Origin of the sequence: Schlesneria paludicola DSM 18645 (assembly GCF_000255655.1) — a bacterium.
GTDB classification, from domain to species: domain Bacteria; phylum Planctomycetota; class Planctomycetia; order Planctomycetales; family Planctomycetaceae; genus Schlesneria; species Schlesneria paludicola.
The window spans coordinates 510,669-533,521 of the sequence record NZ_JH636436.1 but is presented as its reverse complement, the minus strand read 5'-3'; the positions used below and the strand labels follow the sequence as shown (position 1 = coordinate 533,521).

Genomic DNA, 22,853 nt, shown 5'->3' with positions numbered 1-22,853 from the left:
AACGACCATCAACAGCGTCGTCAATTCGTGTCCTGCGGCTGGCTGAGCGACACCCCATCCCAGCAGAAACGGGTCGACAGGGCTTCTCAGCACGAGGCAATCCATGCCTCATATGTCGTTGGACGGTAGTGGAATCGGTCAATTTCGGCAAGCCGCAATCGTCGAGGATATTTCGGTTGCCCGACGACGTCGAGCAACAAATTTTTCCGACGAATTCCTATTTTCGGGCCGAACTGCGGGTTACGACCTGCCCGACCTGGCGGTTCGGCCGTTGTAAACAGAACGGGCGCTTGATTTCCCTCTGGTCGGGCGGTCAGAATACGCCCGCTCTGTAAAATGCCTAGAGTTGTGCTTCGGCCCGTCATATTCATTCGAATTCGCGGGCGATTTCGGTTTTCGCGATACTCATCTTCGACTTCAGGGAAACGACGACACATGAAATTCATTGCAGGCCAAACTGTCGGCATCGACCTGGGAACAACCTACTCCTCGATCGCACAACTCACTAAGGATGGCCAACCCTTCTCTTTGCTGAATGCCGATGGGCGCAATATCACCCCATCCGTCGTGCTGTTGGGTGAAGACGGACAAATCGTCGTCGGCCCATCCTTCGAACGCATCTCACAAGAATCGCCCGATCATATTGTCGAAGCCGTCAAACGCCAGATGGGCAACAAAGACTACTTCGTGGTCTATCAGAACAAGAAATTGACGTCGGAATTCATTTCCGCCCTCATCCTGAAAAAGCTGAAACAGGATGGAGAGAAGGCCATTGGTCCGATCGCCAATGCCGTCATTACCGTTCCCTACTACTTCAACGACGTACGCCGCAAGGCCACCCAGGATGCAGGCCGGATCGCCGGCCTGAACGTCGTCGACATCATCAATGAACCCACCGCCGCCACGCTGGCATACGCCTGGATGAAAGGCGAACTCGGCAGATCGGATCTCAAACAGGACTCCAAAACGATCCTCGTTTACGACCTCGGGGGTGGTACGTTTGACGTAACTGTCGTGCGATACACGCCAACCCAGTTCCGCGTGCTGGCCACCGACGGCGATGTGATGCTGGGAGGTATCGACTGGACAAAACGGATTACCGATCACGTCGCCGAACAATTCTTCCGCAAATTCGGCGATGACCCCCGTAGTGATGAAGAAGCCATCCGTAACTTTGCGGTGGAATGCGAAGACGCCAAGCGGGCACTCAGTACGAAACCTCAAACGTCGTTGTCGGTGTACTTCAAGGGGAAGACGCTCACGCTGCAGTTTACGCGTAAAGACTTCGAACGCATGACGGCGGACCTGCTGCAACGCACACGCGACACGACGGAACTGGTGCTGCAACAGGCCGGCGTCGAACCGAAAGTGCTCGACGAAGTGGTTCTGGTCGGTGGTTCGACTTATATGCCGTCTGTCGAAGCGATGCTCGTGGAAGTCTGTCAACGAACTCCGTCACGTGAACTGCGTCCCGAAGAAGCCGTGGCACAGGGGGCCGCCATTCACGCCGCGATTCTGGAAGCGCGCGAAAGCCGGGGGATTGCCGGCCTGAGCGACTTGGTCACCGCTCGTTTGCGTTCCGTCAAAACGAATGACGTGAATTCACACTCGCTGGGAGTCAAGGTTTCCAGCCCAGAAGACCGGACGCGAAAAATCAATCACGTCATGATTCCCCGCAACTCGTCCATTCCGTTCAGCATTAGCCAACGGTTTGTCACCAACTCGGCGAATCAGAAAACGATCCACGTCTATATCTTGGAAGGGGATGCCAGCGATCCAGATGCCTGTACGCAAATTGGCGATTTCCGAATCGTCGACCTGCCGCCCAATCTGCCCGCTGGCTCGCCCGTCGAAGTGACGTATAGCTACGATTCGAATGGGCGAATCCATGCCGCCGCCAAGGAACTGACCGGCAATCGCATCGCCACCACGGAAATCGTTCGCGATTCAGGCCTGACCGACAACAACGTGAATGATTTCGAACTGCTGGCACGCGACTACCACGTGGAATAATCGCCACGATGCTGGTCCAATCACTGCGGGCGCTGTGCGCCCGCAGTACGATGAAGGAGCATTTCGTCGAAACAGCCGCATCGATGACGACATAACAGGAGGTTTCCCTGGTGACGATCGACGTCTACAAAGATTGGCTCGGCATTCCCGAAGGTCCGCGGCCACCCGATCACTATCAGCTATTGCGACTCGTGCAGTTCGAAGACGACGTCGAGAAGATTCGCAAAAACTACAAGAAACTGAACGCCCATGTTCGCAAGTACGCAACGGGCCAGTATTCGAACCAGTCGCAGGCCCTGCTGAATGAACTCGCCAAGGCAATGTTGTGCCTGACCGACGAAGAACTGAAGGTCGAGTACGATCGCAGCCAGGGACGGGTTGTCGATGATCGTGACGAATCGGGGCGTCGCCCCATGACGTCGTACCTGCTTGATGAAGGTGTGATTACCGCCGAGCAGGCACGGAATGCCATTGCGCACGCTGAGCGCACCGGCCTGACAGTCCGTGATGCCATTGTCCAGTTGAAGATTGTGGATCAGGAAACCGCCGCGCGGGCGTTTGCCAGCGAACTGGGACGTTCCTACGTCGATTTGGGTGACTTGGTTCCTGAAAATGACGCGATGGACATGGTGCCAAAAAATGTCGTCCGTCGCCATAACTGCTTACCGCTGTTCATTGACGAAGCAGCCGTTGTCGTAGCCTGCGCCGACGAACCCGATGCCGAACTGGAAGACGAGATCCGCTTGCGATTCGGCAAGCCGATTCGTCCCGTCATCGCGTCTGGAAAAGCAATCAACCAGGCGATCGTCGCGAATTACGCCGAAGGAATGCGGAAAGAAGTCGCCGAGCCCGCCAAATCCAAGAGCAGCAAAAGTACGGCCACAGTCGCTGCCGTTAAGGCCGCAAAACCAAAGAAAGAAAAACGCGAGTTTTCGGATGACGAGAAAGCCCAGCGGAAGCAATTGGGCCTCGTGCTGATGTGCTGGGCGCTGATCACCCCCGCGCTACTCGACACTTTCCTGCTTTGGGACAAGTTCTGGCGGTACATTATGCCACAAAGCCTGGATTGGCTGCCGGTTTCGATGCTGCTCGTCGGCGTCCCCCTGAGCGCCCTCTTCTATTTCACCCACGTCAAGCAAAACTGACGGATCGACAAGGTCGAGACGCACGCCCTGCGTCTCGACGATCCTCTAGCGACTCGGCAGAAACGGCGCATCTTTGCGACGCTGTAGAGTCTAACGCGGCAATTTCTGCCGAACCGGTATGGACACGATTCTCACCATCCTTACAATCCCGCCCGATCCGACGCTGGGGGGCGACGGCGCGTCGACAGTTCTGTGTCCGTTCCAGAGGGACTGGTCGCATGCCATACCGGTTTGCATATCTCGTTGGGTTCATCGTCGTGACGATGCCTGGCTGCTTGTATCATGGGGGCTACCCTAACGGTTATAACTACGGCGGAAATCCGGCCGTGCTGCAACCACAGCCCTATAATGGATATCCCAGCGGCGGTTATCCTCCTGGGTCATATCCCTCGGGACCAACCTATACACCGGGCGCTCCTTACAATCAGCCAAGCGCTCCGCTGTATCCACCTACAACCAGCCCTACGCCTCTCAACGGCGGTGGCGGGACGTTTACGCCTACAGATCCACTGACGACACCAAACTCGCCACCGGATCAGAATCCTTCGACGTACGGTCCCGATTTTAAGACGTCGCCCAACAACGGCGTGCCAGAACCTGACGACACCAACAATGGCCGCTCGTCACAGGGAACGACCCTGACCCCGACATCCGGCGCGCGTTCAACCGAAATGGATTCGCCATTTCAACAGGAAGAATCGCGAATTCATCGGAACTTCGAGCATCAGAATGTCGCCGACGACGATTCGCCTTTCGAAAGCCCACTGAAAAGGACGGCATCTGAGGAAGAAGAAGGTGCGGGCGAAGCCGAAATTCAGTACGCCAATCGCGAAACATTGTCGATGCCCGAAACATCGAAGACCTACGGACACGATCCTAAATTCAAGTGGATCAAAGGTGTCGTCGAATTTGATGAGCCAAGCGGCACCTGGCTGATGATGTATGACGACAAGCCTGGTGCGTCGGATGATTTTGGCGGGTTTCTGGCACTCGGCGATCATCCCAAGTTGAAGAACCTGAAGTCAGGTGACATCGTCCGCATCGATGGGGCATTCGACCCTGATCGAAAAGACTCGCGTGGGTTGAATCTGTACCAACCCAACAAGATCAAGAAGCAGTAGCGAGATTGCACCAAGTCGGATCGGCAACCGCGATTGGTTCTCGCGTGAGCAAGGCAGACGCTGAAAACAACGGTTGCCAATCTGAAATGATGGTTGCGCGCCCCTTTCAGTCGAGAGATCAATCTGATTTGATGAATCCGAGCGACTCCGAACCGGAAACGAAACGGCTCGAACGACATTTCGGCTAACCGAAAATCAACTGCAGGGATCCGCCCGAAAAGCCGTGCCTGCATCGAAGAACCGATGGACGTGGCACGCGATTCAGATCCGGCGTAATCGCTTTGATTAGCTTGAGTGGACGCACTGCTTGCGATTGATATCATTGCGATTCTTGCTCGGTGCACAATTGATATCTAGTTCTTATTGGGCCGTCGGATTGATACCAGATCCGCGGTGAGCTTTCGGAAAGCGAGCCTTGTCGTGACCGCCAAATGGATTGCGTGGCAGCAGGTAACGTCGTTGATTCAAGCGGATGATGGTGTCCGCGTCCTGCAGGCCGTAGAGCAATTGGTCGATGCCGCCGTCTCCGCCAATTCCGATCTCGATTTCCTGCGAACGCAACTTCACGAACTGGCTGGAGAACTCGCCGCACACTCAGTTGGCGTCTATTTACGTACGCCGGAATGGGTCGCTCTGGCCCAACATGGTCGACTCGGCTTGAACGAGATGCCCAAAAGCCTGCTGATGGATGTCCTCGACCGTGACGCAGGTTTCGTGGGATCGATGGATGCCATTCCGGGCACATTTATTGTGGTCACGCCACTGCACAGTCGCGCTCACGCCAGCTCGGTCCTGGTCTTTGCCGGACGTAGCTTTCCGGACGACGCGTTGCCGTCCGCGATGCTGATGTCGAAAGCCATCGGTGCTTGTCTCGATTTTCTTGCGGCGCGAAGCAAGTCGACCCGCCGAATCGAACAACTGCAAAGCATCCTCAAGATCTCGCTGAACCTCTCGGCCGTTCATGAGACCGAGCCACTGCTCGAATTGATCGCCCGCGAGGCCACCCGCCTGCTCGACTGTGATCGTGCCAGCATTTTCATCTGGGACAAAGATCATCACGAAGTCGTGGCCTGCCCCGCCTTGGGCGTTGAAGGGAACTCGCTACGCCTCCCAGACAGCACCGGAATCGTCGGCGAAGTGATCCACACCGGAAAAACGCTACGCGTCGATGATGCCTATCACGACTCTCGCTTCAGCCGCAAGGTCGATATGGCCAGCGGCTACAAGACGCGCAATCTGCTGTGCGGACCCCTGCACGGTTCCGACAAGAAATTGCTCGGCGCATTCGAAGTTATCAACAAGAACTCAGGATCCTTCAGCGCCGACGATGAACAAACCTTAGCAGACTTGTCGCTGCAAGTTGCCGTTGCACTGCAGAACACCCGAGAACGCGAAGTCCTCCTGCGATCGCACCGCCAACTGACCGAACAGGTCACAAAAGGCGTCACCATCATCGGCGATAGTTCCGCCATGCAGGCGATGCGAAGCACGATTCGCCGTCTGGCAGCGACCGACCTGCCAGTTCTGATTCTGGGTGAGAGCGGCACCGGAAAAGAGGTCGTGGCGCAGTCGCTGCACTATCAGGGCCCGCGGGCCAGCCGCCCCTTCATTGCCGTGAATTGTGCAGCCCTCACGGAAACACTGCTCGAAAGCGAACTGTTCGGCCACGAGAAGGGGGCCTTCACCGACGCGAGAGAGATGCACCGCGGCAAGTTTGAAGTTGCGGAAGGCGGTACAATCTTTCTGGATGAAATCGGCGACATGAGTCCGGGCGGACAGGCGAAACTGCTCCGAGTTCTCGAACAAAAAGTCATCACACGCGTGGGGGGATCACAATCCATCCCCATCAACGCGCGAGTCATCGCCGCAACGAACGCCCATTTGGCGGATGCCGTACGAGCCAAGAAGTTCCGCGAGGATCTCTATTTTCGACTCAATGTCGTCACATTGGATTTACCATCGCTGCGCGACCGCCCGGACGACATTCTGCCGCTGGCCGAACATTTTCTGAATCTGTTCGCCATCCAGGCTCGCCGGGCAAACCTGCAACTTTCTGCAGACGCGCGATCGCGCCTCCAGGCACACACCTGGCCTGGAAATGTTCGCGAACTTCGCAACCTGATGGAACGTGTTGCGTTTCTGGCTCCTGGCGAGAAAGTGGAAACTGAAGATCTGGCCTTCATCCTGAGTCCCGAACAGCAGAACGCGTTTGAACCATCGCTCGATCTGGGTCTCGGCGAAGCCACAAACAGCTTCCAGCAAGAATTCATCCGGCGCGCCATCAAGCGGGTGAAGGGGAACATGAGTGAAGCCGCGCGCTTGCTGGGGCTCCATCGATCAAACCTCTATCGCAAGATGCGGCAACTCGGTATGACCGAGGCGAGCAAGGAAGACGACGAAGAGTTCGAGTGATCCGGGCAGGTCAGTCGTCCCATTTCCACCTAGCCGGCTCGACGCCGAAATCATGGATTCTGTTCGTGTTGCGCCATCACGCCTCATTTGTTTGATACACTTTTTGGCCACGTCGATCCGACATTCTCGGAAACAATTCCCCTAGCCAAGTTCCAAACACGGCGTGGAAAATGGGATATCTGCCACGAGTTTGCCCAATGTTCGGATTGCACCGCAATATCCTCCCATACAGTCCGATTCTCGCCTGCGATCCATAAAACCGTCACAACTCAACCAACCCTCGCGACGATCAGTAATGCTGAGCGCTGAATGTCAGCGTGTCGGGCCCAACCGGCAGAGATCGCCGATGGACGGCGAGATTGATGCGAGGAGACGGAGATGAGTATTCGGAAGCGAAACGAACTGCGGGCGTGGATGCTGGGAGCGGCCACCACCGGACTGTTTTTGCAGTCCTACCCGGCGGTCGGCCAATCCGCCGGCACGGTCGCTTCAAGCACGAAGGCTGCACCTGCCAAACCAGCCCCCGCTCAACCACTCGCCGAACCTCGACCACTGCCGGCTTCCGGCGACCCCACCGAGTCGAATGCCATCCAACTGACAGCGCAGACCAGCGACGGAAAGTCGGAAGTCCAGCGTCAGCTTGAGGCACTCTACGAACAAGACGGTCGTGAGATGCCCGACACAGGCAATTTCACTCTGCAGCCTGTCACTCCTCAGGCAACCACACCTCAGCCGCCCGTACAAGCCCAGCCGGCGCCACAGGCCGCGGCCAAATCCGCAGCGAAGCCCGCAGCCCGCCCCGTGTTCTCACCCCGTACACAAGCCGCACCGGTTGCGACGCAGAAGCCACGGTATCAACAGCCAAATCAACAGCAATATCAGCCCCGCCATCAGGCGGTTCCCTATCCCAATCAAAATCCCGCCTATGCACAGGGAACGCAGCCAGTGACGGCCCCTGTCGACCCCATACGTGCTCCGTCGTCACCGCCTCCCTCAAAAAATCCGGTCGTCGGCTTCTTCAGAAAGATCTCGGGCACACAACGACCACTGCCAACCCAAGCTCCCGTTCCACCTGATGTGGTTCATCAACCAGCGACTGAAGCTCCGATGCTGACGGCCGTTCCGAATGCTCCCGCCGCGGTGTCATCTTCGGGAATGCGTCCGCTGACTCAAGCTCCGATTGTTCAATCTGCCCCTCGCCAGGTTCCACCTGGGACCTTGGCCGGGATGTTGAATCCATCAAACCCACAAACATCCCAAACGTCGCGCTCTGAAACCCAGACGAAATCGGCGACCGTGGCCACCACGCCTGTGCAAACGGTTTCGCGAGTCGATTCGACATCGCCAGAACCGCTGGCCGCCGTCAGCTCGTTGCCGCCCTTGGCTGACGAACCAATTCCGCTGGCTGTGACTCCTGTAACCATCACTCCCGCCACGACGGTTGCCAGAACGCCTGCGGTACCGGTTCAGCCGCTTACGATCGAGCCACGAGTGACCGTTTCGACCGTCGCATCGCTGCCCAAGCCAACGAAAGTTGAACAACCACCAAAGGTGGAGGTTGTCGGCGACTTCCCGAATCCATTCCCTGATGAACCGGAAGCGATCGCGGATCGCAAACAGCCAGCGGCACTACCAACCGTCGCGGCAGCGCCCGCCACGGCAGAGTCGCCAAAGTCCACCCTGACTTCGAGCAGCATTGAAGTGCCCGAAGTCATTGCGGAGGCATCGCCCAGCACCGACATCGCAGAGCCCAACTCGATTGAAGCTTCTACCGATGACAGTGACGAACCTCTGCCAATGAATGTCTCGGCCGCCGACGAAGACCCCTTCGCGGTCGAAGGCAAAGACTTCGTCGAACCCGTGATTCAGCAAGGAACCGAAACCAGCCCCAATCTTGGCGTCCCCACACTGGGAGCTCCTCCAGAACTGGTCGAGATTCCTTCGGATGACGCGAAACGAACAACCGAACCTGCACCGTTCAGTGAACCGTCATCAGGTGATGCACGCGAGTTTGTTCCGCCCGCCAAGTCGAGCGAACTACCGAAGAGTCTCGAACCGCACATCGAAAAGATGAGCCGCATACGCGAACGATTCGGCATGAAAGGACTCAAGGGATTCTGCCCGGTGTCGCTACGTGACGAACGAGAACTGGTGGATGCCCGCCTGGAATATCAATTCACGTATCGCAAGCAGAAGTTCCATTTCTCGTCCGCCAAGGCACGTGAAAAATTCGAAGCCAATCCGATTCGCTATGCCCCCGCCGCGTACGGTGCCGACGTCGTCGCGCTCACTCGAGATAAGGATGTCGTCGAAGGAACTCTGGAATATGCGGCCTGGTACAAGGGCCGGTTGTATCTGCTCGGAACGCAGGCCAACTACGAAGCGTTCCTGGCCGACCCTTCTCAATATGCGACACCCGATGGCATCGAATAAGCCTGCCGTCCCGCCATAACCCAAGCCCTCATCCTGGCGCGTTCAGGATGAGGGCTTCTTCATTTGGCAAACTGCGGGCTATCGGCTGAGCGAAGGATTGTCGAATGGAATCGGCCACTGCATTCCACAGGTGATTCCGCCGTCGACATAGATGACTTGCCCCGTCAAGAATTTCGCTGCGTCACTGGCAAGAAACACTGCGGTACCAATCAAGTCTTCCGGTTGCCCCAGTCGCTTCATCGGACAATTCGCATCGTTCCACGCCTGCATCGTCGGGTCTGACCAGAGTTTTTTTGTCAGATCGGTCAGGATGAACCCCGGCGCGATGGCGTTCACGCGAATCCCATGTTCGCCCCACTCCATCGCCATGCCTCGCGTCATGGCACTGACCGCCGCCTTGCTCATGGCGTATGGCTGAACCCCTTTCAGCGGACGGAACGAGTTCAAAGAATCAATGTTGATCAATGCGCCGCCCTGTCTCTGGGCGATCATCTTCCGGCCAACCTGCTGTGCGACGAGAAACGCGCCCTTCAGATTGATGTCGAGAATCTTGTCGAACTCTTCGACGGTATACTCCTCGACGCGTTTGCGAACATTGATGCCCGCAACATTCAATAGTACATCGATTCGCCCCAGCTTTTCGACTACCGTTTCAACCATTTTCGAAATCTGGTCGGGCTGCGAGACATCGCACACCACCGGCGTCACAGGATGCGTCCCCTTCGAAATCTCACGCGACGTTTGTTCGAGCGTTGCTGCGTCGCGACTGGCGATGACAACACGTGCGCCGCGCTCAACAAACCCCTCCGCCAGAGAACGGCCGATCCCACGGCTTCCCCCCGAAACCAGGACGACTCGATCTTGTACCGAAAACATGGAGTCTGACATTTCACTTCCTCTTGAGAAAACTGGCTCCCCATCATCCTGGGGTACGCTCGACGATTCATTTGGATGGTAACTTAAGAGTTTTCGTTGACGGTTCGCGGTGGCTCGTGCCCGAACATGACAGAATCACATCAGCTTCGCACAACGTCACGCCTCTCTGCGGATCGCTCGATCATTTCAGCCAGTTGCACCGTTCGAACCGCTTCCGTCAACGATGGCAGTGACGACGCCTCGCCGTTCCAGCTCGCAACCAGTTCCCGGACAAACGAATTGTCCGGCATGTTCGGAGGCGACAACGGCTCATCAATGACTTCGCCATCGGTCGTCACAGTATAAAGCCGGTCATCGCGATAACTGCCCTGGGCACCTTCAAGCATCCACCCCGTTCGTTGCGACAACCGTGACTGGGATTGCAGATCGATCTGGGCAACACAGCCATTTTCGAACTCGATCGTAGCGATCAGCCCCGTGTCCTCGCCCCCTGCCGCAGAACCCAGCCTCTTGGCAAACACATCTTTCGGATTCGATGCCGTCAGCAGTAAAAGCTGATCGAGCAAACTGAACGCGATCTCGGTCAGGAATCGCGGCGCCGCCAACTCCGACGCCAGGCACATTTCGTGCGAGACATATCGCGCCGATTGAAGCGTCCCGACGCGGCCGGATCTCATGGCGACCAGAACGGTCGGAAAGTCCGAAGACCAGCGTCGCAAGCAAACAAACGTCAATTGAGCCGACGATCTCCCGGCCGTTTCGCTGAGTTCCCGCCATTCGCGAGAGGACACGCCCCAAGGGCGATCCACGACAAGGTGCTTACCGTTCTGCAGGCCCATTGCAATCGATTCGGAACTGACTTGATCGGCCAACACGACCGCATCCACATCTGTCGCAGAAAAGGCCTGCGCCGGATGATCCCAAACGCGACAGTCCAGCTCGTTCGCAAGATGGCAGCGTGATGGATCACGGTCATAGATACCCACAACTCGTACGTTCGGAATTAAACGAAACTGTTCCAACAAAAACAGCCCGATGGGATTCAATCCAACGATCCCCACGCGCCATGTTTTTGACTCGTCGCCCATGACTAGACCTTATGCCCCCACTTAACTCACCAGGAATTCAGATGAAAAAGTTTTCATGCAAAACTGACAGTTTGCAAGAAGTCGCAGAGATTTGCGGATTTGCTGCCACAACAAATCACCGAAACCCCATCTTCCTACCCCTCGTAACGTACTCGACACAGGGCATCGGATCTATGATCATGCTGTGATCGTTCGCCAGTTCCCGATGCGACGAGATCGCACAGAAGGCTGATTCCATGCTTGAGAAGCTGATCGACATTTCCCTCGCCAACCGGATGCTGGTGATCTCGCTCGTCGTCATCATGGGCGGACTCGGTGTCTACTCCGCGGTGAACCTGCCCATCGATGCCGTCCCGGACATGACGAACGTTCAAGTTCAAATCGTGACGGACGCCGGAGCGTTGTCGCCCCTCGAAGTCGAGCAGTACGTGACATCGCCCGTCGAACTGACAATGAGCGGTCTGCCGAATGTCGAGGAAATCCGCAGCGTCTCGAAGTTTGGCCTGTCCCTGGTCACGGTCGTCTTCCAGGAAGGATCAGATATCTTTCGGTGCCGACAACTGATCACCGAACGATTGACGGATGCCGCCGAACGAGTTCCCAAAGGGTACGGTACGCCCAAGTTGAACCCGCTCACCACGGCACTCGGTGAAATCTTGCAATTTGAAGTCAAAGGCAAAGACTATACGCCGATGCAACTGCGCACGATTCTGGACTGGCAGATCGCGCCACGACTGCGACAAGTTCCGGGCGTCACCGAGATCAACTCGCACGGCGGTTACTATCAATCCTTCGAAGTCCGTCCCGACCCTGACCGATTGGCCAGCTTCAATGTCTCGCTGCAGGAATTGTTTCGCTCGATCTCTGCGAACAACAGCACTTCGGGTGGTGGATACGTCGTACATCATGGCGAGCAGCGTTTCATCCGTGGCCAAGCCCTGCTGACGAACGAAGCCGATATCGAAAACGTCGTGATTCGCGTCAATCAGGATGGCACCCCCGTCCTGGTCCGCGATGTGGCCGATGTCCTGATCGCGCCCCTGACTCGACAAGGTGCCGTCACTCGAGATGGTCGTGGCGAGGCCGTGATGGGAATGGTGATGATGTTGTGGGGAGCAAACTCACGCACCACCGTCGTGGCCGCGAAAGAACGATTGGAAGAAATCAACAAAACACTCCCACCGGGTGTGTTCACGGAAGTCACCTACGATCGTGCGGACTTGATCAATCGCACGTTGAAGACGGTCGAAACCAATCTGGTTGAAGGGGGTTCGCTCGTCGTCATCGTATTGCTGATCATGCTGGGCAGCCTGCGGGCGGGCATCGTCGTCGCGCTGGCCATTCCGCTGTCGATGCTGTTCGCTGCAAACATGATGGCCGTCACCGGGATCACGGCGAGCTTGATGAGCCTGGGGGCCATCGACTTCGGACTGATCGTCGACAGTTCGGTGATCATGGTCGAAAACTGTATCCGCCGAATCTCGCACAACAGTCAGGATCGGCCGCATCTGGACGTCATTCGCGACGCGGCCATCGAAGTTCGCAAACCGACAATGTTTGGCGAATTGATCATCGCCATCGTGTATCTGCCCCTGCTGACCCTGCAAGGAACGGAAGGCAAACTGTTCCGCCCCATGGCCCTAACCGTCTTGTTCGCGTTGGCCGGATCGCTCGTCTTATCACTGACGCTGATGCCCGTCCTGGCGTCGCTCGCACTGCCTCGTAAGATGCAGGAAAAAGAAATCCTGATCATTCGACTGATCCACCGCGTTTATCATCCGCTCGTCCATCAAACGATCGCACGACCTCTGATGACGGTGGCAGCCGCAGTCCTCGTCCTCATTGTCAGCGTGCCGATCGCCGCCAACCTGGGTGGCGAGTTTATGCCGAAACTGGACGAGGGCGACCTCTTGATCGAAGTCAATCGCTTGCCCAGTGCAACACTTGAAGACTCGATTCCCATGGGTGAACAGATCGAGAAACTGCTGCTCGCGTTTCCTGAAGTGAAAACCGTGTTCTGTAAGACCGGGCGGCCGGAAATCGCGAATGACGTGATGGGCGTACAGCAAACAGACGTCTGGGTCCTGCTGAAACCGGAACGCGAATGGCCCGAACACAAGTCACGACTCGAAATTATCGATGAGATGCGGACCCGCCTGAACGATCATGTCCCGGGAGCTCTGTTCGGATTCACACAGCCAATCGAGATGCGAGTCGATGAACTGGTCGCCGGTGTGAAGGCCAATGTCGCCGTTCTGCTTTACGCCCCCGTTGGCTCGCTGCAGTCTGATGGCGACCTGTCCAATTTGAAGGAACTTGACACGCTGACCAAGTATGGCAAGAAGATCGAAAAGGTCTTGCGAGGCATTCCGGGGGCCGTTGACGTCAAAGCTCAGAACCAGGCCAACCTGCCGACTGTGCGTATTCAGGTAAAGCCCGAAGCGCTCGCTCGCTACGGCATTGATGCTGATCAGGTGATGCAGACTGTGGCGACGATGGGCGGACACAAAGTTGGTGAAGTCTTCCGCGGACGCATGCGATTTCCGATCGTAGTCCGCATTCCGACCGAATGGCGTACGGACCTCTACCGCCTGGAACAAATGCCGGTCTTCGGAGCGAACGGACGGCAGATCCCCCTGGGTGAACTGGCCGATCTGATCATGGAAGACTCGCCGCCTGGAATCGACCACGATCGGACACAGCGACGAACCTATGTGCAGTGCAATGTCCGAGGTCGCGATGTGGAAAGTTTCGTTCACGATGCACGCAGTGCCATCGAACGCGATATCAAACTGCCCACCGGCTACGAAATGGAATGGGGTGGTGACTTCAAGAACCTGCAATCGGCCAAGCAGCGATTGATGATCGTGACGCCGGTGGTCTTGTTACTAATCTTCCTGCTGCTGCACACGACGTTTCATTCGGGGCGCCTGGCAAGCCTCATTTTCCTCGCCGTTCCGATCGCCGCATCGGGTGGTGTTTTCGCACTGGCGCTTCGAGGAATGCCGTTCAGCATTTCTGCCGGCGTGGGCTTCATCGCCCTGTTCGGAGTGGCTGTATTGAACGGTCTGGTCTGGGTGAGTGCCGCCGAACAGTTGCGTCACGCGGGACATTCTCCGCGTGGGGCCGCTGAAGAAACGGCCATTCACCGTCTGCGGCCCGTGCTGATGACGGCTCTGGTCGCCAGCCTGGGCTTCTTACCAATGGCCGCCTCGCATTCCGCCGGTGCCGAAATCCAACGCCCGCTCGCCTCGGTGGTGATCGGCGGACTAATCACGTCCACTCTGTTGACGGCGTTCGTGTTACCCGCCATCTACCCCTGGTTCGTCGACCGAAACGACACCCCACACTCCGCGGCATGAGCAGTTTTCGGCCAATCTGAAGAACGAGAAATCGTCTCGACCACTGATTTAGGCGAGAAAAGAAGCATCCCGGCAAGTTGCTTCGTTTAGCCCTAAGCCGACGGGGAACGCGGTTCTCAAACTGCTCCTCAGGTCACTTTACACACCGGATATTCGTTGCCTGTCCGCACTCCGCTGACTGGCCTCCCCGCACCTTCCGGGAGCGAACATTCACTTCGAATGACTACTCGTGACTTCGATTTAAACCGCCGTCGTTTCCAAACGTTTGGAAGATTGGTCTCACCAGCGACGTATCGAGAATCACACCGGTCCTTCTTGCCCCTAACAACGAGCGGGTATGATGTTTCCAAGCGCGAAGGAGAGCTTTCATGAACCCATTTCTCCGCAAGCTCGGGATCGAGCTGCCCATCGTCCAAGCCCCGATGGCAGGCGTGTCCACAGCGGAATTGGCGGCCATCGTCTCGAACGCCGGGGGCCTCGGCTCCATTGGAGTCGGCTCAGTCGATGCCGAGGCAACTCGCAAGATGATCGCCTCCGTTCGATCTCTGACGGACCGTCCGTTCAATGTGAATATTTTCTGCCACCAGCCCGCGAAGTCGGACTCCGCTCGAGAAGCGGCATGGCTTTCTCGACTGGCCCCTGAGTTCGCCCGTTACGGCGCAAAGCCGCCGACACATCTTGCCGAGATCTATCGGACGTTCCTGACCGACGACGCCAAGCTCTCGGTCCTGCTAAACGAACGGCCCCCGATCGTCAGTTTTCATTTTGGCTTGCCGTCCTCCGCGCAGATCGAGGCTCTCCGCTCGGCTGGAATCATTCTGATCGCCACGGCGACGAATCTCGATGAAGGAAACGCCATTGCCACAGCCGGAATCGATGCTGTGGTTGCTCAAGGCTATGAAGCGGGTGGACACCGTGGAGTCTTCGACCCCCACATCCCTGATGATCGACTAGGAACGATCGCTTTGACCCGACTGCTCGTCCGCAAATTGAGCATCCCGGTCATCGCAGCCGGTGGAATCATGGACGGAGGCGGGATTGCTGCCTCACTCGCACTTGGTGCGGTCGCGGCGCAACTCGGTACGGCCTTTGTCGCGTGTCCAGAATCGTCGGCCGACGCGGCATACCGCAGTGCCCTGCTGGGGACACCAGCCGAACACACAGTGATGACATCAGCGATCTCGGGCCGCCCCGCCCGATGTCTTTCCAATCATTTCACCGCCCTTGGAATGTTTACAACTTCTGAAGCCATTCCGGATTACCCCATTGCGTACGATGCCGGGAAGTCACTGCACGCTGCGGCGAAAGCCGTGGGAGAATACGGATACGGAGCCCAGTGGGCAGGACAAGGAGCCCCGCTGGCTCGCGAGATCCCTGCGGCCGAACTGGTCGTACAACTTCGAACGGAGATGGAACAGGCCCTCGCACTCTATTGAAATCCACAGGACCGGCGATCTGCATTTTGCAGTAAACGTGACGGGGCCGCCTAGATTCGACACACCCCTTTCCAACAAGCGGTCAGTGGGTCGGCATATCGAGTGATCCAGCCGCGATCAGACGCCTGTGTTCAGCAGCAGGTAAACCATTCACTCCCCAATCTTCCATCTCAACTTCTTGAATGATCACGAAGGTCAAACTGGGCAGTTTGTTCAAGACGTCGGCCAGCAGGTTTGTTGCCCCTTTGATCAACGCCGCCTTCTGGTCGGGCGTTGTTCCTTCACGGGTGATTTGAATTGTCACGATCGGCATGATTCATTCCCACATAAGTATTACCAATGTCCGGCATGTGCGCCACCATCGACGTGCAGTGTTTCACCAGTCACAAATCCCGCCGACTCCAGGTATAAAACGGCATCGACCACTTCCTGCACTTCGCCCAGGCGTCCAAGTGGATGCAGACCGGCCAAAGCAGCATGAGTCTCAGGCGCGTGCATCGGCGTCCGGATGATGCCCGGAGCCACAGCGTTCACGCGGATGCCCTGCTCGGCGTACTCAATCGCCAGCGATCGAGTGACCGCATCCAATCCACCTTTGGTCAAAGACGCTAACGCTGACGGCACGCCTTTCACTGGTTGATTCACCAGGGTCGTTGTGACATTGATCACGTGGCCACGGCGCTGTTCAAGCATCTGACGAATGGCCTGTTGCGAGACATAAAAAAAGCCGCCTAGATTGAGCGAAATTTTGCGAACGAAATCGTCCTGCGTGTATTCTGTGAACGGTTTCGAAATGAACATCCCCGCGTTATTTACTAGGGTATCCACGCGGCCGAATTTCTGGACGGCGCTGGCGATGACCTGCTCGGCCACATTTGGATCGGCAATGTCACCCGCGACCGTCAACAGGTTCGGAGAATTTTCGGACGCGATTGAACGGGAATTCGCAACGACTTGATAACCCCGATCAAGAAAGCCCCGGACCAGGCCGGCACCGATACCCTGTGACGCTCCTGTGACAACGGCGACCTTTTGTTCAAGACTCATGATGAACCTTTCCAAGGAAGCTTCCATGGTGCCGATACACATCAATGCACCGGCGTCTGTTGAGATCTTTCGCACCGGTTTACACCAGATTAATTACGACTTCGATATTGCCACGCGTGGCTTTGGAATAAGGACAGATCTGATGCGCCGCATCAACCAGGGCCCGGGCGACATTGTGGTCCAAGCCTGGCAGGCTGACATTGAGACGGGCACGCAGCAAATAGCCGCCATCGTTTGTCCCGAGATCGACTTCGGCATCAATGGCGCGGTTGGCAGGGAGGGCAACTTTCTTTTCGCTGGCCGCGACACTCAACGCGCCGAGGAAACAGGCCGACCAACCGGCAGCGAACAGTTGCTCGGGATTAGTCCCGTTACCCGAGACACCGGGCGACGACAGTTTGACGTCGAGTCGTCCATCGGTGCTATTCGCGGCACCATCCCGGCCTCCCGTAGTGTGAGTTTTCGCCGTGTACAACACTTTCTCCATTTGAGTCATGACAGATTCCTTTGTGAATAGAACGATTCGTGATTTGCGGAAACGTGATTCTGAAAGGAATACCGGAAGTGCAACGGAACCTTACAGCTGCATCGCCTCAGAGCGACTTGCGCCGCCCCTCGCGTCGCGGAAGTCCCCTTTCGTCGAAGAGGAACGCCGTTTCGAAAACGACAAAAACAATAGATTCCAATGAGGCCTGAGTGATTCAATCACGAAGAAATTCGACGTGGCGGCTTGTTGAATAGGGTCACAGACTCCACAAGTTGCCTGTCACCCTATTCAACAAGCACTTCGCAAACTTTTCATCTACCAGTCGCCCACCCATCGCTATGCATTTCTGAAATCAAAAGACCCCAAAACAGGTGAGCCGTATCAGATTTCAAGGTAGAGCTCGAATCCAGTTGACATCACAAGCACCGACATCGGCCATCTCCCTGATAATTTCCTCCACAAAATCAATGCTTTGCCCGGCGAAGAAAATAGATCGCGACGGACGTCAATCCCGCGAATCGATAGTTCGGATCGACATAGTTCTGGAGGACGTAAAACGCGAAGTAGTACGCACGGCAAAAGGACCAGATACAGATTCCGAGAAGAATGGCCGTCCGTACCTCAGGATGCTCGAGCAGAATCAATCCCAGCGCCATCACCCCCAAAAGAACAAACAATCCACCCTTGATACAGATGACCCGCGGACTTGAAAGATCCCCCATGATCGCCTCTTCCGTAGAACGCCGTAGTTGGGAACGAGCACACCCTGATCGTAAGAGTTCGATCTCAAGATTTCGACCACACCACAATCGGCTTATCACGGCGTCATCACGGGCGCTGCCCGCTGTCGGGTTAGGGGCTGACGCATATTTATCGCAGAAAACGCGTGACACCGCGTGGACCTTTTGCAATCAAACCAATCATTGCCAATATAATAAGTCTGCACTCTCACTAACCTGTGAACCGTTACGCGGCAGAAAGGTTCGGGAGCGTCCAATCGAACAAATGATCGATACCCACGAAATAAAACAGGCAGTCCGAAACAGATCGCGCCAATGCGATCACTAGCCGAGCCAACTTCCAAGAAACGGGATCCAGTTCCGATTGGAGTTAATCCACACCCTGAATCGTGACGATCCATACACGATCTGGATTCCGCCTTCGACTCCAGTGAATGTCACTCGATCACCCCATGGGTTCATCATTCTTGCGGAACCCCATCCAAATCCACCAGCGTCCTTTTCGTACTCGAAATGAAATACACGTTGCTTACGTCCAGCGGGGATATACAGATAGACTTTCTCGCCTGGTGCAACAATAAGATTGGAGGCAATTGTCATCGCCTGCGGGATGTTCTTCCCTTCATCGTCAGACAACTGCCCCGACGCCAACCCTTCAGAAACCGAAATATCCAAAAATCCAAGGGCAGTTGATGATGGATTTGAAATCGTGATCAGATTCCGGGTCTCGTTGTGCAGAATAGCACTCGCCAACGTCATTGCGATCAGAAGAAACGCAGCAAAGATCCAGCGAATCCGAGTGACAAGTTGACCGGGAGTCATTCTTCGAGATTCCGATCGTTGTATTTTCGAAGGCTCGTAATCAGTCAGATTAAAAATTTGCGTAACACATGCATTGTCGAACAAAATTCGGGATCGCTCGCAACTCGTGACGATCCGTCTGTAGTCTGGCCTCACGCGGGGCGGGAATCAAGAGTTGGCTACGTCCCCAAGACGACTCAGAAATCGCGGGGACAAGCACCTTGGTATTCATCGTGTCATGGCGTTTTCGCGCCTGCGTTGGAGCAGTACCCCTTACTACAACATCACTTGGTTGTCGCTGATCAGCGGTGCAATGTTTTCGGCAATGAAGACGCGATTCACGCAGCCGAAGTGGCCGCCGAGATTGAAGGCAGCGATCATGCGGAGATGGTAGGACACTTGAATCAGTGCTGCGGCGTTCGGCGATTCGGGCGTCTGAGCGGGGTCGCTCGAATTGGAGGTTTGATGAAACCCCAACATTCCTGCGGCCGGGGTGTGCTGGCCATCGACGGTGCCGAAGATCGTGGTACCGATTCCAACGAAGACACAATCGAGCCAGGACGAGAAATTCCAGATTCCCCGTTCGACCTTGCTCAGGATCGGAGAGATATCGAACCGTGGTGAAATTGCAGCGGCCAACAAGATGAGTCCCGTAAGTCGATGATTTTCCGGCAACGCGTTCGCCGTGAGGAGGGCCATGGCGCCACCGCCAGAGTGGCCAACAATCCAGACGGGTCGGCCGGGATATTCGTGTTGGTATTTCACGATGCGTTCGGCGAGCCTTTGTGCGACGGTCAGATTCCGGCGCAACGCACGCAGATGATAGAGGGTGAAGAACTTGTTGCCAGTCGTCCAGTCGAAGACTTCCAGGGCATGTGGCAGTCCGCCGTCGACGAGTCCGTTGAGAATGGAGACGTTCAAGAAGCTGCGGCCTTCAATTCCCGGCAGTATCAGCACCAGCCCTCGATCAAGCCGTTCGTCGCTGACCGTTTGAAAGAACCGATCCGGCAGGAGTGCGCCAAATGGGGTGACGCAAAAGGTGGCGAGGCACATCAGCCCTCGCTGCCATCGTGGTGGTCGCCGTGAAAGCAGTTCGGAAGGAGTCGATTTGCTCATGATTCGATCGACCTGACCGTTTATTCTCCCCCTTGGCTGAGGGCGGCTTCTGCCTGCTGGATTCCCTCGAGCAGGCGAGGGTCATCAAAGCGTAGTCGCTGCGCCTCGCGGAACTCGGCAATCGCTTCTCGAGGTCGATTGAGTGAAATCAAAATGCTTCCCAGTAGAAGGCGATGGTCAACGGACACGGAATCGAGTTCGACGGCATTCCTGGCATACTGATAGGCTTTGCCCGTTTCACCCGCGTGCATCAGGACCGTTGATAGCGCAGTCAAAGCGACCGTATTCCGAGGATCGAACTTGAGAGCTTGTTCATAACAGGCCGCCGCGTCGTTGTAACGCTCGAGCCTTGTCAAAATCTCACCCAGGCGCATGTTTGCGGCGATGAAGGCGGGTTCAATTCGAATCGTTTCGCGAAATTGTGCCAGCGCGTCATCGATCTGATGCAATGTGTATAGAACCTCGCCCCATTGAAAATGCGACTGCGCGATCTCGGGATCTTGCGCTACGATTTCCCGGAATTGGACTTCCGCTTCTTCATACCGGCCCTGGGCGGTGAAACAATGCGCCAATCGCAGTCGGATTCCGACGACTTCAGGCACGAGATTCAGAGCGGAACGGTAGGGCTCGACCGCCTCATCATGACGGCCTTCTCGACTCAGACAATCGCCTAAAAGAATGAATGCGCCCACGTAGTCATCGCGTTCCTGCACGAGTTTTCTGAGTTGCTCGATCGTATCGTCGAGCTTTCCGTGCAGGCCTGCCAGCCGTGCCCTTTCGTATTTTGCGAGATAGGGCAGCATGTCCTTGACGTCTGGCAAGACTCGCGTGTCCCGTCGCTCGGCATTCGTGTTGAATTTCCCATTTGACAGATATCCGAGCGTTTCCAGATTGGCCTGTTGCTGCTGTGACAGCTTTACGTCCACTGCGCTGTGCTGGTCAAATTTTTCGCGCATCACATCAAGAACCGCTTGCAGTTCCTGGCGTTCGTCCCTCGCGAACTCGATCAAATTCGTAATTTCACCCGGATCATGCTGCAGGTCGTACAGTTCGGGACGTGTGGATTCAATATATTTCCATCGGTCGGAAATGACCGTCTTCAGCGGACACCACCGGTTCACATAGAATGGTGCTTCGGCTTCTGCGTAGCAGACTGTCGCAGGAATCGAATTCCCCTTTAGAGCCTCAAGCAGGCTTCGCCCACTGACCTGTTTCGGCGGTGGAATCTGGAGGATATCGAGTAGCGTGGGAGTGAGATCCACAAGCGAGACCGCTTCGGCAACACGCGTCCCTGGTTGGCCGATTTTGGGGCCCGCAAATGCCAGCGGCACGTGAAGTGTGGAATTGTAGACGAGCATCCCGTGCTCGATTTCCATATGGTCATCAAGACCTTCACCATGATCGCCCGCGACAACGACAACAGTGTTCTTGTCGAGATTGCGTTCCTTCAAAAACTGAAGCAGACGACCGAACTGTTCGATCTCGACAGCAACTCCCGCATCATACGGATTCTGTTCGAATTGATTCTTGAATTGCTCTGCTCGCATATCATAGGGACCATGCGCATCATACAGATGAACCCAGCAAAAAAACGGGCGAGAGGTTCGCTGAGTGATCCATGAGATCGCAGAATCGACAATCTCTTCACCATTGCGACGGAGTTCGTCCGACTCAGACGATCGCGTTGCTTTGGACAAGTCGTCATCGTAGGTATCGAATCCTCGGTCGAGGCCAAACATGGAATCCAGTACGAATGCAGCAACGAAGGCTCCGGTGTCATATCCATATTGTTTCAGGATTTGTGGCAGTACCGGGATTTCGTCTCCCAGTCGGCTACTCCCATTGACGCGCAAACCATGTTCCGGCGGGTACAGCCCCGTCAGCATGGTAGCGTGAGAAGGGAGTGTGATCGGCGCAGGTGCGTAGGCCCGATCAAACACGACGCCATTGCGGGCAAAATCGTCGAAGCTTGATGTCAGCCCACGTTGATACCCATAGATCCCCAGATGATCAGCTCGGGTGGTATCGAACGTGACAAGAATCACATTCAGGCGGTGCGATTTTCCCAACCAGTACGTCGTCGCAGCAGCGATCAAGGCCACGCAGATCAACGCGGTGATGACCAAAAGTCGTCGGTTCGCCAGGAAGGACACGACTATTACTCCTCTCGTCTCGATTTCGGCCGTTGGACGTTCGCGGATTCAGCAACGCCGTCGTGGCACAGCCACTCGGCCCTGACAGGTCCGCGCATCGCCTGCAGTCACGTGGCCCTGCTCACGGCGAGTTCATCAACGTGTTAATTCAGGTTTGAAGCTCCAATAGAAACAACGAAATTGGCTCTGACGATTTCAGACAAGGACGCGTCGAACTGGCATTGTGAAGTGGTGCTTTTGCACGTAGAGCGCTCCCCCGAATGTGGGTGACGTCGGCAAGTTCGATCCGCGTTACCGCGACCAACACTTGCTCCTGGCCCGTCAACACCGCAGCCTCAATCGACTGTAGGCAGACCGCTCTGGATTGCCACTGGATCATGCTTGACCATCCATTCATCAACCATTGCGAATTGATACGCGGTCAACTTCGCCAAGGAATGAAATTGCTGACGTTCTTGTAACGCACGGCGTATTCGACTGTCCAACGATCCGCATGGGCGGCGGAATCGGCCGGTGGCCGCTTGGCTGACCGGCAGTCTTTTCCCAGACTTCGGAACCGGCCTCAATCACGTCACGATCGAATTGAGGTGGTGCCGATAGTTCACGGACAGCGAATCTGACGG

At 56.1% G+C, this 22,853-nt stretch carries 17 protein-coding genes; 8 read left to right on the top strand and 9 right to left on the bottom strand.

Annotated features, from left to right (window positions below; all coding sequences use genetic code 11):
- Positions 1-103 precede the first annotated feature (103 nt).
- The 6 genes from OSO_RS51115 to OSO_RS0135420 all read left to right on the top strand — a co-directional run bounded on the left by OSO_RS51115 (position 104) and on the right by OSO_RS0135420 (position 9,124).
- A complete protein-coding gene (locus tag OSO_RS51115; protein ID WP_157605905.1) occupies positions 104-277 on the top strand; it encodes a hypothetical protein in 174 nt (57 codons plus the stop codon).
- A gap of 158 nt (positions 278-435) precedes the next feature.
- Entirely contained in the window at positions 436-2,013 is a 1,578-nt protein-coding gene (locus OSO_RS0135450) for an Hsp70 family protein (protein WP_010587557.1), read from the top strand.
- A 110-nt stretch (positions 2,014-2,123) separates the two neighbouring features.
- Positions 2,124-3,158 (top strand): GspE/PulE/PilB domain-containing protein, encoded by a 1,035-nt coding sequence (locus OSO_RS0135440; protein WP_010587556.1) that lies wholly within the window; start codon positions 2,124-2,126, stop codon positions 3,156-3,158.
- A gap of 218 nt (positions 3,159-3,376) precedes the next feature.
- A complete protein-coding gene (locus tag OSO_RS0135435) occupies positions 3,377-4,279 on the top strand; it encodes a hypothetical protein (RefSeq protein WP_010587555.1) in 903 nt (300 codons plus the stop codon).
- 420 nt (positions 4,280-4,699) lie between these two features.
- Positions 4,700-6,691: a sigma-54-dependent Fis family transcriptional regulator gene (locus tag OSO_RS0135425; RefSeq protein ID WP_237729384.1), complete on the top strand. Its 1,992-nt coding sequence runs from the start codon at positions 4,700-4,702 to the stop codon at positions 6,689-6,691.
- Between the two features lie 378 nt (positions 6,692-7,069).
- Positions 7,070-9,124: a YHS domain-containing (seleno)protein gene (locus tag OSO_RS0135420; protein WP_010587552.1), complete on the top strand. Its 2,055-nt coding sequence runs from the start codon at positions 7,070-7,072 to the stop codon at positions 9,122-9,124.
- A 78-nt stretch (positions 9,125-9,202) separates the two neighbouring features.
- Here the strand turns inward: OSO_RS0135420 and OSO_RS46400 are convergent, their stop codons facing one another.
- Both OSO_RS46400 and OSO_RS0135410 read right to left on the bottom strand, forming a co-directional pair.
- Positions 9,203-10,012: an SDR family NAD(P)-dependent oxidoreductase gene (locus OSO_RS46400; protein ID WP_010587551.1), complete on the bottom strand. Its 810-nt coding sequence runs from the start codon at positions 10,010-10,012 to the stop codon at positions 9,203-9,205.
- 128 nt (positions 10,013-10,140) lie between these two features.
- Positions 10,141-11,088 (bottom strand): Gfo/Idh/MocA family protein, encoded by a 948-nt coding sequence (locus tag OSO_RS0135410; RefSeq protein WP_010587550.1) that lies wholly within the window; start codon positions 11,086-11,088, stop codon positions 10,141-10,143.
- A 236-nt stretch (positions 11,089-11,324) separates the two neighbouring features.
- Between OSO_RS0135410 and OSO_RS0135405 the strand changes: the two genes are divergently transcribed.
- The gene (locus OSO_RS0135405) at positions 11,325-14,450 is read left to right on the top strand and encodes an efflux RND transporter permease subunit (protein ID WP_010587549.1); all 3,126 of its coding nucleotides are present in this window, start codon (positions 11,325-11,327) and stop codon (positions 14,448-14,450) included.
- Positions 14,451-14,818: 368 nt separating this feature from the next.
- Positions 14,819-15,886 carry an NAD(P)H-dependent flavin oxidoreductase gene (locus OSO_RS0135400; RefSeq protein ID WP_010587548.1) on the top strand — a complete coding sequence of 356 codons (1,068 nt, stop codon included), beginning with the start codon at positions 14,819-14,821 and terminating at the stop codon, positions 15,884-15,886.
- Between the two features lie 82 nt (positions 15,887-15,968).
- Here the strand turns inward: OSO_RS0135400 and OSO_RS0135395 are convergent, their stop codons facing one another.
- The 7 genes from OSO_RS0135395 to OSO_RS0135355 all read right to left on the bottom strand — a co-directional run bounded on the left by OSO_RS0135395 (position 15,969) and on the right by OSO_RS0135355 (position 22,230).
- Positions 15,969-16,199 (bottom strand): tautomerase family protein, encoded by a 231-nt coding sequence (locus tag OSO_RS0135395; protein WP_010587547.1) that lies wholly within the window; start codon positions 16,197-16,199, stop codon positions 15,969-15,971.
- Between the two features lie 20 nt (positions 16,200-16,219).
- Positions 16,220-16,933, bottom strand: a complete 714-nt coding sequence (locus OSO_RS0135390; protein WP_010587546.1) for an SDR family NAD(P)-dependent oxidoreductase — start codon at positions 16,931-16,933, stop codon at positions 16,220-16,222.
- A 79-nt stretch (positions 16,934-17,012) separates the two neighbouring features.
- Positions 17,013-17,429, bottom strand: coding sequence for an organic hydroperoxide resistance protein (locus tag OSO_RS0135385; RefSeq protein ID WP_010587545.1), 417 nt, complete (start codon positions 17,427-17,429; stop codon positions 17,013-17,015).
- A 455-nt stretch (positions 17,430-17,884) separates the two neighbouring features.
- The gene (locus tag OSO_RS0135375) at positions 17,885-18,142 is read right to left on the bottom strand and encodes a hypothetical protein (protein WP_010587544.1); all 258 of its coding nucleotides are present in this window, start codon (positions 18,140-18,142) and stop codon (positions 17,885-17,887) included.
- 342 nt (positions 18,143-18,484) lie between these two features.
- Positions 18,485-18,982, bottom strand: a complete 498-nt coding sequence (locus tag OSO_RS0135365; RefSeq protein ID WP_010587543.1) for a hypothetical protein — start codon at positions 18,980-18,982, stop codon at positions 18,485-18,487.
- Positions 18,983-19,237: 255 nt separating this feature from the next.
- Positions 19,238-20,077, bottom strand: coding sequence for an alpha/beta fold hydrolase (locus OSO_RS0135360; protein WP_010587542.1), 840 nt, complete (start codon positions 20,075-20,077; stop codon positions 19,238-19,240).
- 20 nt (positions 20,078-20,097) lie between these two features.
- Positions 20,098-22,230: a sulfatase-like hydrolase/transferase gene (locus OSO_RS0135355; RefSeq protein ID WP_010587541.1), complete on the bottom strand. Its 2,133-nt coding sequence runs from the start codon at positions 22,228-22,230 to the stop codon at positions 20,098-20,100.
- Between the last annotated feature and the right edge of the window lie 623 nt (positions 22,231-22,853).

Coding starts and splice junctions, on each gene's coding strand:
- OSO_RS51115 (WP_157605905.1), top strand. CDS start 104: ATGCCTCATATGTCGTTGGACGGTAGTGGAATCGGTCAATTTCGGCAA.
- OSO_RS0135450 (WP_010587557.1), top strand. CDS start 436: ATGAAATTCATTGCAGGCCAAACTGTCGGCATCGACCTGGGAACAACC.
- OSO_RS0135435 (WP_010587555.1), top strand. CDS start 3,377: ATGCCATACCGGTTTGCATATCTCGTTGGGTTCATCGTCGTGACGATG.
- OSO_RS0135420 (WP_010587552.1), top strand. CDS start 7,070: ATGAGTATTCGGAAGCGAAACGAACTGCGGGCGTGGATGCTGGGAGCG.
- OSO_RS46400 (WP_010587551.1), bottom strand. CDS start 10,012: ATGTCAGACTCCATGTTTTCGGTACAAGATCGAGTCGTCCTGGTTTCG.
- OSO_RS0135410 (WP_010587550.1), bottom strand. CDS start 11,088: ATGGGCGACGAGTCAAAAACATGGCGCGTGGGGATCGTTGGATTGAAT.
- OSO_RS0135405 (WP_010587549.1), top strand. CDS start 11,325: ATGCTTGAGAAGCTGATCGACATTTCCCTCGCCAACCGGATGCTGGTG.
- OSO_RS0135400 (WP_010587548.1), top strand. CDS start 14,819: ATGAACCCATTTCTCCGCAAGCTCGGGATCGAGCTGCCCATCGTCCAA.
- OSO_RS0135395 (WP_010587547.1), bottom strand. CDS start 16,199: ATGCCGATCGTGACAATTCAAATCACCCGTGAAGGAACAACGCCCGAC.
- OSO_RS0135390 (WP_010587546.1), bottom strand. CDS start 16,933: ATGAGTCTTGAACAAAAGGTCGCCGTTGTCACAGGAGCGTCACAGGGT.
- OSO_RS0135385 (WP_010587545.1), bottom strand. CDS start 17,429: ATGACTCAAATGGAGAAAGTGTTGTACACGGCGAAAACTCACACTACG.
- OSO_RS0135375 (WP_010587544.1), bottom strand. CDS start 18,142: ATGGGGGATCTTTCAAGTCCGCGGGTCATCTGTATCAAGGGTGGATTG.
- OSO_RS0135365 (WP_010587543.1), bottom strand. CDS start 18,982: ATGACTCCCGGTCAACTTGTCACTCGGATTCGCTGGATCTTTGCTGCG.
- OSO_RS0135360 (WP_010587542.1), bottom strand. CDS start 20,077: ATGAGCAAATCGACTCCTTCCGAACTGCTTTCACGGCGACCACCACGA.